The following is a 14,825-nucleotide window of genomic DNA, read 5'->3' on the forward strand; positions in this document are numbered from 1 at the left end:
AACGCGGCGGGTAAGGATCGTCAACGTTCGGACAATTCGGTGGCCGCTTCGGCCGGACGCGGCCCACGCAGCTCCGAGTCGGGCTCGGGCGCAGGTGCCGGCTGCGCTGCCGGTCGTGCCGCTGCGGGAGGCGGCTGCCCGGTGGCTTCATCCGCCTGCTCGGCGGCATCGTCTGCGGTTTCTGCCGCCTGCGCCGCCACCACGGTGGCAAACGCGGCCTGCGCGCTGGCGAACAGGCTGGAAACAGAGCCCACCATCTGCAGCCAACGCGCACCGTTGACCTCGCCCGGAACCTCCAGCTTGCCGGCGATGAAACCGCCGGCCAGACCGACCACCACGATGCGCAGTGGCGACCAGCCCTGTCGCCAGACCTGGCTGAGCACGCCCCAGTTGCCCTGGGTTTCGCCGATGCGTACGGCCATCACCTGTTCGCAGCGCTTCACCCGCCGCTGCAGTGCACCGAACTTCATGGCTTGCCCTCCGGAATCTGCACGCCGGCATCGGGATCATCATCGGTGGGCTCATCGAACAGGCCCAACCGGGACAACTGGCGCCGGGTGGCGTGCATGCCGGTGTGGTGGAAGAAGTACGAAACCCGCCAGATCGCATAGCCGGTGACGGCCAGGCTCAGCAACGAGGTGATCAGCAGCGCCTGCAGCCAGCTCAGGCCGAAGCTCTGCAGCAGGGCGATCAGGGTGGCGGCCATCAGCAGCCACGCCGAGGCGCCGAACACGATGGCGACGCCGGCCCAAGCCAACGCACGCCCGAACGCGCTGCGAGCAAGCGCGAAGTCCGCCGACGCCAACCGGCGCAGCGAACGCAGCGAGTGCTTGGCCGAATCGACGGTCGCCCGGCCGGCAGCGCCGACCTGGCGGATGCTCTCGTCCAACGGCGGCGTGGCCGCCGGATCGGGACGTTGCGTGGTGTCTTCGCTCACGCCGCAGCTTACTTGTCGCTGCCGCGGGCCAGCTTGGCGATGATCCAGCCGGTAGCGAAGGCCACGCCGAACGAGGCCAGCGGACGTTCGCGGATCAGTTCAGCGGCGCTGTCGATCAGGTCCTTGCCCTTGTCCATCAGTGCGTCGACCTGTTCCTTGGCGGCGGCACCACCGAACTCTGCAGCAGCCAGGCCCGACAGCGCGCTGTCGGACAGTTCAGCCTTGACGTTGGCCTTGCCGATGCGCAGTTCGTCAGTCGCGGCACCGGTAGCGCCCTTGATCGCACCGCCGGCAGCGCTGGCGGCCTGCTTCAGGTGGGAACCGGCTTCACCCAGGTGGTCCTTCAGGTTTTCGGTATTGGTGGGGCTCATCGAATCACTCCTGTTGCGATGGGGGAACGGGCGATCGGCTCAGCCGACCTGGACATACAGCAATAGCATCACGGGGGTATAGGGGGCGTTACGGCCAGGCGATCACCGCATCACCAACTGGCCCTGCTGCTGGCCATTGTTGCGCAGCACGCGCAGCACCAGGGTTGGCGGGCGCTGCTGGAAATTGGCGCGCCAGCTGGCCAGGTCGGCGAATTCGCCAACCGTGGCATCGGTGATGATGTCGCCCTGCTGCAGGCCATTGGTCGCCGCGCGGCTGCCGCGCTTGACCTCGCTGACCAGCACGCCGCCCACGCCGGACTGGCGCAGCGATTCGGGCAGGTCGACGAAGCTGGCACCGGTCAGGCGCGGGTCCAGGCTCTCGCCGCTGACCACGCGCGCCTGTTCCTTCAGCGTTGCCTTGATCTGCAGCGGCTTGCCTTCGCGGCGAACGTCCAGAGTCAGCACGCTGCCCACCGCCGCCAGGCCTTCCACGTTGTGCAGTGCTTCGGCACTGTCCACACGCTGGCCGTTGGCCGAGACCACCACGTCGCCCGGCTTCAGCCCTGCAGCGGCACCGGCCGAGCCTGCCAGCACGCGGGTCACCAGTGCGCCACGGGTTTCGCCCAGGCCCAGGCCCTGCGCGATCTGCGCGCTCAGGTTCTGGCTTTCGATGCCCAGCGTACCGCGCACCACCACGCCATGCTTGACCAGCTGGTCGACCACGCTGCGGGCCAGGTTCGACGGAATCGCCAGGCCCAGGCCGATGTTGCCGGCCATGCTGCCCTGCGGGTTGAAGCTGGCGGTGTTGATGCCCACCAGCTGGCCCTGCAGGTTGACCAGCGCGCCACCGGAATTGCCCGGGTTGATCGACGCATCGGTCTGGATGAAGTTCTGGTAGCCCAGCCCGCGGATGCCACTGCGGCCCACCGCCGAGACGATGCCCGAGGTGACCGTCTGGCTGAAACCGAACGGATTGCCGATGGCGACCACGAAGTCGCCCACCCGCAGCTGGTCGCTGTTGCCCAGCTTGATGTCGGTCAGGTTCTGCGCCGGAATGCGGATCAGCGCGATGTCGGTGTCGCGGTCCGAGCCGAGGAATTCGGCCTTGACCGTGCGCCCATCGGCCAGTGTCACCTGCACGTCATCGGCGTTGTCGATGACGTGGTGGTTGGTCAGCACCAGGCCTTCGGTGGCATCGATGATGACACCCGAACCGAGCGATTCGTTGATCCGCTCCTGCGGAATGTCCGGGAACAGGCGGCGGAAGAACGGGTCGTTGAAGAACGGGTTGCGCACCCGCACCACCTGCTTGGTGTTGACGCTGACCACCGCCGGCATCGCCTTTTCCAGCATCGGTGCAAGCGATGGCACCGCCTGCCCGGCGACCGATGCCGGCAGTGCCGCAGTGGTGGGCAGCACCGCTGGCAGCGGTGCGGCATCGGCACGGTTGTCCAGATGCGCGTTGAGGCCGGTGGCAACGAAGCCGCCGAAGGCAGCAGCGATTGCGAGCGTAAGCAGGGTGGGAAGCGGTCGCATGGGAGTCGGTTCGCAGGCTGGGATGGGGGCCGTTGACGCATACGGTAGAACAAGCTGAATGAGTGTGTCGCGATCTGGATAAATGCCCCATGAAAATCCGACCCGTGCCGAGGGCGCCGGAAAGGTGGCGCGCGCGTCATACCGCTGTTCGCGACAGCCGCGTGCGAGCGCCGCAAGGCAGGCCGACAGCGCCGTGATACACCGCGACACTTGCGCAGTTCCGCGCATCCTGACCTTGCGATGACGCTCATTGCTGCGCGGATGCGTTGCTGCTGCCAGTGCCTGCATCGGCATGCCGGCAGCAGGCGGGCTGCGCAGCACACTGCTTAAAAAAAGGGATTTCCTGACTGCGGGGCGCGTCAGTCGCCGCCATCACTTACACCAGTTGCGTCGCACCGGATGCGATTGAGCGGCCGTGCCCGTTCCACGATAGCCATTGTCGGTATAGCATCGCCCCGTTTTGACAATCCAGGCCCCTAGGAGGGCAACATGAGCAACGGTAATGGTGTGTCGGTCGTGACCGACGCCGTCGAGAACGTGAAAGAAACCGCCACCAACGTCGGCGAGACCATCGCCCACGCCGCCGAAGACGCAGTGAAGTCGGTCAAGAAGACCGTCAAGCGCGCCCGCAAGGCTGCCACCACCCGCGTCGCCAAGGCCAAGAAGGTCGTGGCCAAGGTCGAGAAGACCGTTGCCAAGAAGGCCGAGAAGGCCGCCAAGTCGGTCGGCAAGACCGTTGCCAACGCCAAGAAGAAGCTGGAAGCGGCCAAGAAGAACGCCAAGGCCGAAGCGGCTGCCCTGAAGAAGGAAGTGGCCAAGAAGAAGGCGGCTGCCGGCAAGACCGTGACCAAGAAGGCTGCTGCTGCCAAGAAGACCACCAAGGCTGCCGGCAAGAAGGTCGCCACCGTGAAGAAGGCCGCCACCAAGAAGGTTGCGACCGCCAAGAAGGCTGTGGCCAAGAAGACCGCTGCTGCCAAGAAGGTTGTCGGCAAGAAGGTCGCTACCGCCAAGAAGGCTGTAGCCAAGAAGACCGTGGCCGCCAAGAAGGTTGTCGGCAAGAAGGTCGCGACCGCCAAGAAGGCTGTGGCCAAGAAGACCGTCGCTGCCAAGAAGGTCGCCGGCAAGAAGACCGTCGCCGCCAAGAAGGTTGTCGGCAAGAAGACCGTCGCTGCCAAGAAGGTCGTCGGCAAGAAGACCGCCGCTGCCAAGAAGGTTGTCGGCAAGAAGACCGCTGCTGCCAAGAAGGTCGTCGGCAAGAAGACCGCCGTCGCCAAGAAGGTTGTCGGCAAGAAGGTCGCCGCTACCCGCAAGACCGTGGCCAAGAAGGCTGCACCGCTGAAGAAGGCCGTGGCCAAGAAGGCTGCACCGCTGAAGAAGGCCGTGGCCAAGAAGGCTCCGGCCAAGAAGGCCGTGCGCAAGGCTGCCAAGCGCAAGTAATCGCGCGTGGTTCGAAGGCCCTTCCGCTCATCGGGCGGGAGGGCCTTCTGCGTTTTCGGGGGCGCTCATCCGCGCCTGACGTGGATCTGCGGCAGCAGGCTGGGGCAAGATGAAGGTCTTCCGCAGGAGTCCTGGCCATGCGCGGTATCGATTTCAGTTCCTGGCAGGGCGTGCTGTCCACCCTGGCCGGGTTGGTCCTGATCACCCTGCTCGGCGTGGGCATCCGCCTGCTGGTGATGCAGACCCTGCAGCAGCGCCGCGAACGCGAGAACCGCCAGATCAACGAGCGGCTGCGTACCTTGATGGCGGCCTACAAGACGCTGGGTGGTTCCTTCACCGGTGAGCTGGGAGTCGACCCGGCCCATCTGCGCGATCTGCGCCAGCGGGCCCACGAAGAAGGCATTGCCGAGCCGGGCTCGGATCGGGCCAGGCGCATCCGCGATGCGGTCGAAGCGGCGTTGTCGGACATCCTGCTGCTGGGCACCGACGAGCAGGTACGACTGGCTGCCCGCGCTGCCAGTGAACTGGCGCATGGGCGCCCGGTGCACACACACGAACTGGTGATCTCGCTGCGCGACTTCGTCCGCGAGGCGCTGGACCTTGCGCCGGTGCCGGCCGACCTGGAGATCCCGCGCCAAGGGCCTACCCGCCCTGCGGGCAGCGGTGGCGGAAGTGGCAAGGGCCGCAACGAGGGCGAAGCCAAGGGCGGTCGCACCGGTGGTGGCGGCGGCGGAGGTGGCATGGGCGCCGGCATGGGCGGGCTGGGTGTTGGCGCGGGTGCTGCGCTGGGTGCCGGCCATGCGGCCGGCGAGGATGAAGCGGGCGCCCGCTGAGGACGCCCGCCGGGGTCAGCGCTTGAGTTCGAAGATCGGCTCGAATCCGCCGTAGATCATCCGCGCACCGTCGAACGGCATGGGATTCTTCGTCGGGTCCAACCGCGGGTCTTCCATCATCTTCTGCATGCCTGCATCGCGGGTGGCCTTGTCCGGCCACTCGATCCAGGAAAACACCACCGTTTCCTCCGTCGTGGCTTTCACCGCGCCGAAGAAGTCGGTGGTCTTGCCATGTGGCACGTCATCGCCCCAGCCTTCGACTACCCGCAGCGCTCCGTATTCCAGGAACACCACATCGGCGCTGCGGGCGTGGGCGAGGAATTTCTCCTTGTTGGCGGTCGGCACCGCCAGTACGAAACCATCGATGTAACTCATCGCTTGCCTCCGGAATGGACCATGCCAGGTGCACGGCCTTCATTGAGTCGACGCTTCAGGGCGCAGGAAATCGACATCGATTGCCGCACCGTTGAATCGAAGCGCGTGCGCGTACCGCGCGCGTATGCCTGAGCCTTGCTGAATCAATGCAAAAAATTCAGCAATGCGAAGACCGCTGTTTTCAGGGAGCGTTGTGGCGAATAACGGAGAATTTACATTCCCGATGCGATGGCGCCCTGGCGCTGCTGCACACCATAAGAAAGTAAAGGTGTACCCCCATGAAGAATTCGCTGATTGCTCTGGCTCTGGCCGCTGCCCTGCCGTTCACCGCTTCGGCCGCCGAGAACCTGTCCTACAACTACGCTGAGGCTGATTACGCCAAGACCGACGTTGACGGCATCAAGGCTGATGGCTGGGGCGTGAAGGGTTCCTACGGCTTCCTGCCGAACTTCCACGCTTTCGGCGAATACAGCCGTCAGGAAGTCGACCACACCAACATCAAGGTTGACCAGTGGAAGGTCGGTGCCGGCTACAACGTCGAAATCGCTCCGTCGACCGACTTCGTTGCCCGCGTTGCCTACCAGAAGTTCGACCGCAAGCACGGCCTGGATTTCAACGGCTACAGCGCTGAAGCCGGTATCCGTACCGCGTTCGGTGCCCACGCTGAGGTCTACGGCCTGGTCGGTTACGAAGACTATTCGAAGAAGCACGGCGTCGACATCGACAGCCAGTGGTACGGCCGCCTGGGTGGTCAGGTCAAGCTGAACCAGAACTGGGGCCTGAACGGCGAGCTGAAGATGAACCGTCACGGCGACAAGGAATACACCGTCGGCCCGCGCTTCAGCTGGTAATTGCATCTACGGCGCGCCCGCGCGCTGTTCGTGCTGCAACAGGCCCGGCATTGCCGGGCCTGTTGCGTTGTGGGGAATCAAAACAGAGCCTGACTGCGATACGCGGCGTCATGTTGCATTGCAATGAATTGGATTCCGCCACCGCCGGTGGCCGCCTACGGTGGATATCCCGTGCTGCCGGATACACCGCGATGCCGCCCGTACTCCCACCGCTGCTCCCCGATCGGCCGCGCCGTCTGGCACTGCTGGATCCGCATCCGGTGCTGCGGCTGGGGGTGGAAGTATTGCTGCGCCAGCAGAGCGGTGTGCACGTGCGGGGCAGCTATGCCAACGAACGTGACCTGCTGCAACTGCTGGAAAGCGAACCGGGCTGCGTTGACCTGCTGGTGATCGATGCACTGCCGCTGGGCGATCTTGGCGATGGCCTGCAGCTGCTGCGCGGGTTGTCCCGACGCTGGCCCAGCGTGCCGATACTGGTGCTGTCCGCGCACTGCAATGCCAGCACCGTGGCCACGACGATGCAGGCCGGTGCACGCGGCTTCCTGTCCAAGGCGACTACGCCGGAAATGCTGCTGCGTGCGGTGGACGTGGTTGCCCGCGGTGGGCGTTTCGTGCCCCCGGATCTGCGCACGCAGCTGAATCGATCACGCTCGCGGCGCATGTCGGCGCCCACCCTGGCGCCCTTGAGCAGGCGTGAGCGCGAAGTGCTGCGGCTGCTGCTGCAAGGCTGCAGCACCGGCGAAGTCGCCCGGCGCTTCCAGCGCTCGGCCAGCACCATCAGCACGCAGAAGAAAGCGGCCTACCAGAAGCTTGGCATCCGCAGCGATGTCGAATTGTTCCGCATCCGCCACCTGCTGGAGTGCGGCTGACGGGCGCGCTTACTCGCCCTGGTACTGCTTTTCCTCGACCAGCGCCGAACCGGCGACACGGTTGATCTCGTTCTTCACCTGCACGCGTTCGCCATTGGTGCCGTACACGCCGCGCGCCAGCTGGATGAACGCCGCGTCGAACACCTGCGCCGCTTCCTTGTCGCGCAGCTGGTCCTGGATCTCCCACATGCGCTCGTTGATGGCCTTCAGCTGCGTCTTCAGCGCGGCCAGTGCCGGCTGTGCCTCAAGCTGCTGCTGCAGCAGCGGCAGCAGGCCGTCAAGTTCGGTGTGCACGTTGGCCAGCTTGGTCGCATCGTCGATGCGCTCGGCCTTGATCTCGAGAATGGTGATCTTGTCGATCAGCTCGCCGATCGATACCGGGGTCAGGATGGCGTCCACGTGGTTGGTTCCTGGAAATAGGCCTGCATGATACCGCGCTCGTTGCGGCGCGGATTTACGCTGAATTTGCGCTGGCGCGACGGCATCGCCATCGAACCGTTACGGCCATGCCGTCGACACTGCCGTCCCGGGCGGACAGACCGCCTTCGACGAGGAAGTGAGTGCAGTGAAGAGCAAGGGGATGATCGTGGCCAGCGCGACCGCACTGGCGGGGCTGCTGTGCGCCGGCAGCGTGCAGGCGCAGGTACAGGTGAGTGGCACGGCGGCAGTGACCAGCGACTATGTGTGGCGCGGCAGCTCGCAGAGCGACGGCGATCCAGCCGCGCAGGTGGGGGCAAAGGTGACGGTGGGGTCGGGCTGGTATGCCAGCGCGTGGGGCTCGAATGTCTCGTTCACGCCGGACAACGGTGCACGCAGCGAGTTCGATCTCGTCGCCGGCTGGTCCGGCGCGCTGTCGCCGGACTGGAGCCTGGATGCGAACCTCACCCGTTATGTCTATCCGGGTACCGGTCGCGCACTGGACTGGACCGAACTCAATGTCACCACCACCTGGAAGCAACGCGCCTGGCTGCAGGTCGCCCACTCCAACGATGCGCTGGCCGGCGGCCGTCGCGGCACCTACGCGCAGCTGGGCGTGCGGGTGCCGTTGAACGAGCGCGTGCGCCTGGAAGCAGCGGTGGGGCAGTACTGGCTGGCCACCGCGCAGGGGCCGGACTACCTGCATGGCCAGCTCAGTGCCATCGCCACGTTGACGCCGGCCTGGGAACTGCGCGCCACCGTGCATGACACCGACAGCGCCGCCAAGCGGCTGTTCCCGGGCAATGCCGGTGGACGCTGGGAGCTGGCGCTGCAGGGCAGCTTCTAGTCGGCCGATACTGCCTGGCGGGGGCGCCAGGCAGTGGGCAGTCGCACCAGAAGGGCCAGTACCGTCACCGCGGTACCGGCCGCACGCGCCTTCGTCGATGCCGTGCTCAGCCGCGCAGGCGCAGGCTCAGGCCCTTGAGGAAGTTGCGCAGCATCTGGTCCAGGCAGCGCCGATAGTTCTTGTGGCCGGGCTGGCGGAACAGCGCGCCGAGTTCGGATTTGGAGACAGTGAAGCCGATGCTGGTGAAGATCTCCATCATGTCGACATCGCGCAGCTGGAAGGCCACACGCAGCTTCTTCAGCACCAGGTTGTTGTCGATGCGGGTTTCCACCGTGCGCGGCGCCTGGCCCTCATCCTGGCCGCGCAGGTGCAGGATCAGGCCATCGAGGAAGTGCGCCAGCGCACTGTCGCTCATCGGCTGGAAGCCCGGCTCGTCTTCACGCAGCAGCCAGGCCTTGGCCTGCTCGACATCCACCTCGAACGCCGGATCGGCCATCTGGCACAGGGTCACCACGTGGTGGTCGCCGAGGTCCAGGGAGTAGCGCACGCTGCGCAGCACATCGTTATTGATCATGGCCCATTGTACCGGCCCGGCGGCTGTAACCGGACTGTCACCGGATTGCAGCATCGTGAGCGCTGTTCTGCAGGGATTCCCTTCGATGCGCCGGTACCTCCTCTCCCTTCTGCTGGTCGCCAGCAGCTTCGCCGCGACCGCCCAGGACCGCTACGTACCCGTGGAGCAGCGTCTCAGCGCGGCCCAGCTGGCCGAAGTGGGCCTGGACGCGACCCAGCTGCAGACCCTGAACCGCGTGCTGCGCGAGGCCGAAGCATCTACGCCCGCCGCCGCCCGGGCGCCGGTTACCGCCAGCACCGGCGCGCCGCTGCCGGCCAACGTTCCCGCCCCGGCGGCGATGCACCTGGGCCTGGAAGAGGGCCCGGTCAGCGCCCGCGTGGTCGGCGACGTTGCGGGCTGGGAACCGGGCACGGTGTTCAGCCTCGACAACGGCCAGCAGTGGCAGGTGATGAAGGGCCAGATGAAGCTGCGCAGGACCCTGCAGGCGCCGCAGATCGAGGTGATCCCGGGTATCGCCGGGCGCTGGTTCCTGCAGGTCGACGAAGACCTGCCGAAGGCACGCGTGTTCCGCCTGCGCTGACCGCGCGCACCGCAGCGGGCCGATCAGGCAACGCAGCCGTGGACCGAGGGTGCCAGAATGGCGGTCTGGTTTCCCACGGAGTTGTCTGATGACCCGAACCGTCCTGATTACCGGCGCCACGTCCGGCTTCGGCGCCGCTGCCGTCCACCGCTTCGCCCAGGCGGGCTGGAAAGTGATCGCCACCGGCCGTCGCAGCGAACGCCTGCAGCCGCTGGTCGAGCGTTACGGCAAGGAGGTGGTGCACGCGGCCGTGTTCGACGTGCGTGATCCGGTCGCGATGGAAGCGGCGCTGCTGGCCCTGCCGCCGGCCTTCGGCGACATCGACCTGCTGGTCAACAATGCGGGTCTCGCCCAGGGCACCGCGCCGGCGCAGAGCGCCAGCCTGAAGGACTGGACGACGATGATCGACACCAACATCACCGCGCTGGTCACCCTGACCCATCGCCTGTTGCCGCAGCTGGTGGAGCGCAAGGGCGCCATCATCAACATTTCGTCGGTGGCCGGTGTCTATCCGTATCCGGGCGGCAATGCCTATGGCGGCACCAAGGCCTTCGTCAGCCAGTTCTCGCTGGGCCTGCGTTCGGACCTGCACGGTACCGGCGTGCGGGTGACCACCATCGAGCCGGGCATGGCCGAAACCGAGTTCACCGTGGTCCGCACCCATGGCGACCAGGTCGCGTCGGACAAGCTGTATACCGGCGCCAACCCGATGACCGCCGAGGACATCGCCGAGCAGATCTTCTGGGTAGCGAGCCTGCCGCCGCACCTGAACATCAATCGCCTGGAGCTGATGCCGGTCAGCCAGTCGTTCGCCGGCTTCCAGGTTGCCCGCGAGGGCTGATCTGCGCCCTGGATGCGTACAGGCAAAAAAAAGCCGGGCAACGCCCGGCTTTTCATTCATGCCCGCAGACTTACTGCGCCTTGATCGCCATCGCCTGCAGGCCGGTGCCATCCAGCTTCTGCTTGGCTTCGGAAAGCTCACCGGCGCTGCCATAGGGCCCCATGCGTACGCGGTACACGGTCTTGCCGTTGATCTGCGCCGATTCCACGCGTGCAGCCAGGCCCATCATCGCCAGCTTGGCCTTGGTCGCTTCAGCATCACCGGAAGCGCCGAATGCACCTGCCTGCAGGATGTAGCGGGCATTGTCGGCCGGTGCCGGGGCTGCCGCAGCGCTGGCGGCGGCCGGCGCGGCTTCGCTGCGTGCCGCAGGAGCGGCGGCAACGGTGCTGGCCGGCGCGGTGGTGCCGGCTGCCGGCGTCGCTGCTGTCGGGCGTTCACTTACCGGGGTCGGCAGCGGACGGCTGGTGGCGGTCACCGGTGCGGTGCTGGCAACGCTCGCCGTCGCCGCAGGTGCGGCGGCCGCAACCGCCGGCACCGGCTTGCCTTCCAGTGCGGCCTGCGCGCGCTGCGCTTCGGCCTTGGCCCGGCGCTGGTCTTCGGCACGCGCGCTGGCGGCCAGTTCGGCGTCGGACATTTCAACTTCCTTGCCCGGCAGCAGGGTGTAGAAGTCGTACTGGGTGGCGGCCGGCTTTTCCGGTTCGGCCGGTTTCGGCGTGGCCGGCTGTGCGGCCGGCTGGGTGCCGACATCGCTTTCGCCATCGGCCACCGGCGCCGGCTGCGCGTTCGGGTTCGGCTGCGGACCGGCGCGCAGGAAGCCATCGCCCTCGCCCTTGAACAGGTTCGGCGCCGCCAGGAACACCACGGCGGCGATCGCCACGCCGGCAACCAGCCACACCCATCCGGGCGTGCCTTGGCTGCTGTTGCGCCGAGCCTGTGTCTTGCCGCGTCGTGCTGCCATGTCTACTGCGTCTCCTGAGACTTACATTTTTTCCGGGGCGGAAACGCCCAGGAGGTCGAGGCCGTTGGCCAGTACCTGGCGCGCTGCGCAGGCCAGGGTCAACTTGGCATTGCGATCGGTCGCGTCGTCCACCAGCACCGGCGTCCCGTGATACCACGTGTGGAAGGCGTGTGCCAATTCGCGCAGGTACTGCGCGACCAGGTGCGGCTCCAGCGCCACGCCGGCCGCTTCCACCACTTCCGGATAACGCGAGATCTCGTTCATCAGGGCCAGCGATGCGTCATCGTCCAGACGGCCCAGGTTGGACAGGCCAGTACCCTGTTCGTAGACCAGACCCTTCTCCTGCGCCTGGCGCAGCAGGCTGCACACGCGGGCATGGGCGTACTGCACGTAGAACACCGGGTTGTCGTTGCTCTGCTGGCGGGCCAGGTCGATGTCGAAGGTCAGCTGCGAATCGGGCTTGCGCGCGATCAGGAACCAGCGGGTGGCATCGCGGCCGGCTTCTTCGATCAGGTCGCGCAGGGTGAAGTAGCTGCCGGCACGCTTGGACAGCTTCACTTCCTCGCCGCCGCGCATGACGGTCACCATCTGGTGCAGCACGTATTCCGGCCAGCCCTGCGGGATGCCCACTTCCATGGCCTGCAGGCCGGCACGCACGCGCGCCAGCGAACCGTGGTGGTCAGCGCCCAGCTCGGTGATCGCGCGCTCGTAGCCGCGCTGCCACTTCGACAGGTGGTAGGCCACGTCCGGCACGAAGTAGGTGAAGGTGCCGTCGGACTTGCGCATCACGCGGTCCTTGTCGTCACCGAAGTCGGTGCTGCGCAGCCACAGCGCGCCGCCTTCTTCATAGGTATGGCCGGACGCCTGCAGCTTGGCCACCGCCTCGGCCACCTTGCCGTCGGCGTACAGCGAGCTTTCCAGGAAGTAGATGTCGAAATCCACGCCGAACGCGGCCAGGTCCAGGTTCTGCTCGTTGCGCAGGTAGGCCACGGCGAAGCGACGGATCGCCTGCATGTCGTCCGGGTCCTTGGCGCCAACCACGAGGGTGCCTTCCAGGTCGACGCTGGCGCCGGACATGTAGGCGCGCGCCACGTCGGCGATGTAGTCGCCGCGATAGCCGCCTTCCGGCCAGCCTTCCTGGTCCGGAACGATGCCTTTCACCCGGGCCTGGGTCGACAGCGCCAGGTTCTCGATCTGCACGCCGGCATCGTTGTAGTAGAACTCGCGCTTGGCGTTCCAGCCGTTGGCATCGAGCACGCGTGCCACGCAGTCGCCGATGGCCGCAGCGCGGCCGTGGCCGACATGCAGGGGACCGGTCGGGTTGGCCGACACATACTCCACGCCCACCGTGCGGCCATTGCCGGACAGGTTGCGGCCGTAATCGGCGCCTTCCTTGATCACGGTGACGGCTTCACGCTGGTACGCGGCCGGTGCCAGGTGGAAATTGATGAAACCGGGGCCGGCGATCTCGACCTTGCTGACGTCTTCGCTGCGCGGCAGCGCCTCGACCAGCGCCTGCGCCACTGCGCGCGGATTGCTGCGCGCGGCTTTGGCCAGCAGCATCGCGGCGTTGGTGGCGAAGTCGCCATGGTCGCGGGTCTTCGGGCGCTCGACCACGAAGTCCGGCGGCAGGGAGTCGACGGGCAGGGTGCCATTGGCGCGCAAGGCTTCGATGCCTTGGCTGATCAGGGCGCGGAGGAGATTTTTCACGAGGCCTGCTGTGAGAATGAGCGGCGGAATCGCCCATTTTAGCGCAGATGCCGGCCCCAACGCTGACCGGGGCCTGCCTGCCAAGGCAGGCGTGGCCGCCTGCTGCCGCGGGGATCATCCGACCAGACGGGCCTGAAGCGGCGGTAGGAGACCCCGTTCAGCAAACGAAACGGGACGCCCCTCGCCCACCACGAAGTGGTCCAGCAGGCGGATGTCGACCAGGGCGAGGGCCCGATGCAGCTCTTCGGTGATCTGTGCGTCGGCGGCCGAGGGTTCCGGGTCGCCGGAGGGGTGGTTATGGCTGAGGATGACCGCGGCGGCGTTGTGCAGCAGGGCTCTGCGGACCACTTCGCGGGGGTAGACCGGGGCTGCGTTGATGGTGCCGGCGAACAGTTCCTCGCAGGCGATCAGGCGGTGGCGGTTGTCCAGGAACAGGACCACGAACAGCTCCCGGGCCTGCCCGCGCAGACGGTGCTGCAGGTAGCGGCCGACGGTCACGGGATTGTTGCCGACCGCTTCGCCCTGCTGCAGTTCAGCGGCCAGGTAGCGGTGGGCCAGTTCCAGCCCTGCGGCCAGCGTGCAGCTGCGCGCCGGCCCCAACCCAGGCAGTTTCGACAGTTCGCGGGCGGGGCGGTCCAGCAGCACCCGCAATGGACCGTGGGCGAGCAACAGGTCGCGCGCGGTCTGTACGGCGTCCCGGCCGCCAATGCCGGAACCCAGGAACAGGGCCAGCAGTTCGGCGTCGGACAGTGACGTGGGCCCCCGGGCCAGCAGCTTCTCGCGGGGGCGCTCTTCTTCGGGCCATTCATGGATGGGCATGGTGCCCATCATGGCGATCATCGCCGACCGCTCCCATAAGCGCTTGCCGTACCCGTGGGTCGGCCAAGTCCTCAATCGCGCCGGGTCTGCAGGTAGTCGTACAGCTCCTGGTTGTTCTGCAGGCCCAGCTTGCGCATGGCTTCGGCCTTCTGCCGGCTGATCGTCTTCGGGCTGCGCCCGCTGCGGTCGGCGATGGCATTGATGTTCAGGCCGTCGGTCAGCAGTTGCAGCACTTCCAGTTCGCGTGTCGACAACGCGGCCGGTGGATGCGGGAACAGCAGATCGCGGGCCTGCAGGTGGCGCCGCAGCTGATCGGAAACGAATATCTGCCCTGCCATGGCGGCATGCAGGGCCTGCGGCAACTCGGCGAAGTCGGCGCTCTTGTCGACCAGGCCGTGTACGCCATCGCGTAGCAGGCCATCGAGCAACCCCGGGTGCCTGGCCCCGGTCAGCACCACCACGGGAAGTTCGGGATGGCGTTGGCGCAGCACGGCCAGCAGTGCGGGACCGTCCGGGCCCGGGCCGGGCATGGACAGGTCGGTGAGTACGGCATGGCAGGGCTGCTGTATCAGCAGCTGCAGCAGTCCAGCACCGTCGGCAGCGGCACCGGCCACGTCCATCTGGTGACGCTCGAGCACGATTCGGATGCCGTGCAGGACGACCGGATGGTCGTCGGCAATGATGATGCGCGGTTGCACGGGGAACTCCTGGGAAATCGAACGGCACACCTGGGTGGCCAGCGATGATTCTGCAAAGCGGGGACGCGAAGAGGTATAGGAAAGTTCCGAATCGGCATGCAGCAAACCCGGAAAACTCCCTGGGGGCTGTCCATGTGCTGATAGCCGCCCGCTATGTGCCGCGTGCACCGGG

The 14,825-nt window shown here is 66.6% G+C and carries 18 protein-coding genes; 7 read left to right on the top strand and 11 right to left on the bottom strand.

The window, feature by feature from the left end:
* Positions 1-20: 20 nt before the first annotated feature.
* From CR156_RS21360 to CR156_RS21375, 4 genes are all read right to left on the bottom strand, one after another.
* On the bottom strand, positions 21-470 hold the full coding sequence (locus CR156_RS21360; protein ID WP_100554484.1) for a protein sip-5: 450 nt from the start codon (positions 468-470) through the stop codon (positions 21-23).
* Positions 467-937, bottom strand: a complete 471-nt coding sequence (locus CR156_RS21365; RefSeq protein ID WP_089241379.1) for a phage holin family protein — start codon at positions 935-937, stop codon at positions 467-469. Before CR156_RS21365 ends, CR156_RS21360 begins: the two co-directional genes overlap by 4 nt.
* Before the next feature lie 8 nt (positions 938-945).
* Positions 946-1,308, bottom strand: a complete 363-nt coding sequence (locus CR156_RS21370) for a hypothetical protein (protein ID WP_025878359.1) — start codon at positions 1,306-1,308, stop codon at positions 946-948.
* Positions 1,309-1,410: 102 nt separating this feature from the next.
* Entirely contained in the window at positions 1,411-2,844 is a 1,434-nt protein-coding gene (locus CR156_RS21375) for a Do family serine endopeptidase (RefSeq protein ID WP_099819644.1), read from the bottom strand.
* Positions 2,845-3,333: 489 nt separating this feature from the next.
* On the opposite strand from CR156_RS21375, the gene CR156_RS21380 reads away from it, so the two are divergent.
* Both CR156_RS21380 and CR156_RS21385 read left to right on the top strand, forming a co-directional pair.
* Positions 3,334-4,281, top strand: a complete 948-nt coding sequence (locus CR156_RS21380; RefSeq protein WP_100554485.1) for a histone — start codon at positions 3,334-3,336, stop codon at positions 4,279-4,281.
* Positions 4,282-4,418: 137 nt separating this feature from the next.
* Entirely contained in the window at positions 4,419-5,114 is a 696-nt protein-coding gene (locus CR156_RS21385; RefSeq protein ID WP_100554486.1) for a hypothetical protein, read from the top strand.
* A 15-nt stretch (positions 5,115-5,129) separates the two neighbouring features.
* Here the strand turns inward: CR156_RS21385 and CR156_RS21390 are convergent, their stop codons facing one another.
* Positions 5,130-5,489 (bottom strand): DUF1428 domain-containing protein, encoded by a 360-nt coding sequence (locus CR156_RS21390; protein ID WP_089241371.1) that lies wholly within the window; start codon positions 5,487-5,489, stop codon positions 5,130-5,132.
* 278 nt (positions 5,490-5,767) lie between these two features.
* Here CR156_RS21390 and CR156_RS21395 point away from each other — a divergent pair, with 278 nt between their 5' ends.
* Together CR156_RS21395 and CR156_RS21400 are read left to right on the top strand one after the other, a co-directional pair.
* Complete coding sequence (locus tag CR156_RS21395; RefSeq protein WP_089241369.1) at positions 5,768-6,340, top strand: OmpO family porin; 573 nt, start codon at positions 5,768-5,770, stop codon at positions 6,338-6,340.
* Positions 6,341-6,531: 191 nt separating this feature from the next.
* Entirely contained in the window at positions 6,532-7,209 is a 678-nt protein-coding gene (locus tag CR156_RS21400; protein WP_100554487.1) for a response regulator transcription factor, read from the top strand.
* Positions 7,210-7,218: 9 nt separating this feature from the next.
* Here the strand turns inward: CR156_RS21400 and CR156_RS21405 are convergent, their stop codons facing one another.
* A complete protein-coding gene (locus tag CR156_RS21405) occupies positions 7,219-7,608 on the bottom strand; it encodes a DUF6165 family protein (protein ID WP_100554488.1) in 390 nt (129 codons plus the stop codon).
* A gap of 166 nt (positions 7,609-7,774) precedes the next feature.
* On the opposite strand from CR156_RS21405, the gene CR156_RS21410 reads away from it, so the two are divergent.
* Complete coding sequence (locus CR156_RS21410) at positions 7,775-8,473, top strand: TorF family putative porin (protein ID WP_100554489.1); 699 nt, start codon at positions 7,775-7,777, stop codon at positions 8,471-8,473.
* Positions 8,474-8,579: 106 nt separating this feature from the next.
* Here the strand turns inward: CR156_RS21410 and CR156_RS21415 are convergent, their stop codons facing one another.
* Complete coding sequence (locus tag CR156_RS21415; RefSeq protein WP_100554490.1) at positions 8,580-9,047, bottom strand: YehS family protein; 468 nt, start codon at positions 9,045-9,047, stop codon at positions 8,580-8,582.
* A gap of 85 nt (positions 9,048-9,132) precedes the next feature.
* Between CR156_RS21415 and CR156_RS21420 the strand changes: the two genes are divergently transcribed.
* Both CR156_RS21420 and CR156_RS21425 read left to right on the top strand, forming a co-directional pair.
* Positions 9,133-9,627, top strand: a complete 495-nt coding sequence (locus tag CR156_RS21420; protein ID WP_100554491.1) for a hypothetical protein — start codon at positions 9,133-9,135, stop codon at positions 9,625-9,627.
* An 88-nt stretch (positions 9,628-9,715) separates the two neighbouring features.
* A complete protein-coding gene (locus CR156_RS21425) occupies positions 9,716-10,468 on the top strand; it encodes an SDR family NAD(P)-dependent oxidoreductase (RefSeq protein WP_100554492.1) in 753 nt (250 codons plus the stop codon).
* Positions 10,469-10,538: 70 nt separating this feature from the next.
* Here CR156_RS21425 and CR156_RS21430 read toward each other — a convergent pair whose 3' ends face one another.
* The 4 genes from CR156_RS21430 to CR156_RS21445 all read right to left on the bottom strand — a co-directional run bounded on the left by CR156_RS21430 (position 10,539) and on the right by CR156_RS21445 (position 14,653).
* On the bottom strand, positions 10,539-11,426 hold the full coding sequence (locus CR156_RS21430) for an SPOR domain-containing protein (RefSeq protein ID WP_100554493.1): 888 nt from the start codon (positions 11,424-11,426) through the stop codon (positions 10,539-10,541).
* Between the two features lie 21 nt (positions 11,427-11,447).
* A complete protein-coding gene (argS, locus tag CR156_RS21435; RefSeq protein WP_100554494.1) occupies positions 11,448-13,136 on the bottom strand; it encodes an arginine--tRNA ligase in 1,689 nt (562 codons plus the stop codon).
* Positions 13,137-13,250: 114 nt separating this feature from the next.
* Positions 13,251-13,955 (bottom strand): RadC family protein, encoded by a 705-nt coding sequence (gene radC / locus CR156_RS21440; protein ID WP_100554525.1) that lies wholly within the window; start codon positions 13,953-13,955, stop codon positions 13,251-13,253.
* Between the two features lie 71 nt (positions 13,956-14,026).
* Positions 14,027-14,653, bottom strand: coding sequence for a response regulator transcription factor (locus CR156_RS21445; RefSeq protein WP_100554526.1), 627 nt, complete (start codon positions 14,651-14,653; stop codon positions 14,027-14,029).
* Positions 14,654-14,825 lie beyond the last annotated feature (172 nt).

The sequence above is a fragment of the Stenotrophomonas lactitubi genome, assembly GCF_002803515.1.
Lineage (GTDB): Bacteria > Pseudomonadota > Gammaproteobacteria > Xanthomonadales > Xanthomonadaceae > Stenotrophomonas > Stenotrophomonas lactitubi.

Excerpts from the sequence above, each read along its gene's own strand:
- CR156_RS21380 (WP_100554485.1), top strand. The coding sequence starts at position 3,334 with ATGAGCAACGGTAATGGTGTGTCGGTCGTGACCGACGCCGTCGAGAAC.
- CR156_RS21370 (WP_025878359.1), bottom strand. The coding sequence starts at position 1,308 with ATGAGCCCCACCAATACCGAAAACCTGAAGGACCACCTGGGTGAAGCC.
- CR156_RS21400 (WP_100554487.1), top strand. The coding sequence starts at position 6,532 with ATGCCGCCCGTACTCCCACCGCTGCTCCCCGATCGGCCGCGCCGTCTG.
- radC (WP_100554525.1), bottom strand. The coding sequence starts at position 13,955 with ATGCCCATCCATGAATGGCCCGAAGAAGAGCGCCCCCGCGAGAAGCTG.
- CR156_RS21385 (WP_100554486.1), top strand. The coding sequence starts at position 4,419 with ATGCGCGGTATCGATTTCAGTTCCTGGCAGGGCGTGCTGTCCACCCTG.
- CR156_RS21390 (WP_089241371.1), bottom strand. The coding sequence starts at position 5,489 with ATGAGTTACATCGATGGTTTCGTACTGGCGGTGCCGACCGCCAACAAG.
- CR156_RS21420 (WP_100554491.1), top strand. The coding sequence starts at position 9,133 with ATGCGCCGGTACCTCCTCTCCCTTCTGCTGGTCGCCAGCAGCTTCGCC.
- CR156_RS21430 (WP_100554493.1), bottom strand. The coding sequence starts at position 11,426 with ATGGCAGCACGACGCGGCAAGACACAGGCTCGGCGCAACAGCAGCCAA.
- CR156_RS21395 (WP_089241369.1), top strand. The coding sequence starts at position 5,768 with ATGAAGAATTCGCTGATTGCTCTGGCTCTGGCCGCTGCCCTGCCGTTC.
- CR156_RS21375 (WP_099819644.1), bottom strand. The coding sequence starts at position 2,844 with ATGCGACCGCTTCCCACCCTGCTTACGCTCGCAATCGCTGCTGCCTTC.
- CR156_RS21415 (WP_100554490.1), bottom strand. The coding sequence starts at position 9,047 with ATGATCAATAACGATGTGCTGCGCAGCGTGCGCTACTCCCTGGACCTC.
- CR156_RS21360 (WP_100554484.1), bottom strand. The coding sequence starts at position 470 with ATGAAGTTCGGTGCACTGCAGCGGCGGGTGAAGCGCTGCGAACAGGTG.
- CR156_RS21425 (WP_100554492.1), top strand. The coding sequence starts at position 9,716 with ATGACCCGAACCGTCCTGATTACCGGCGCCACGTCCGGCTTCGGCGCC.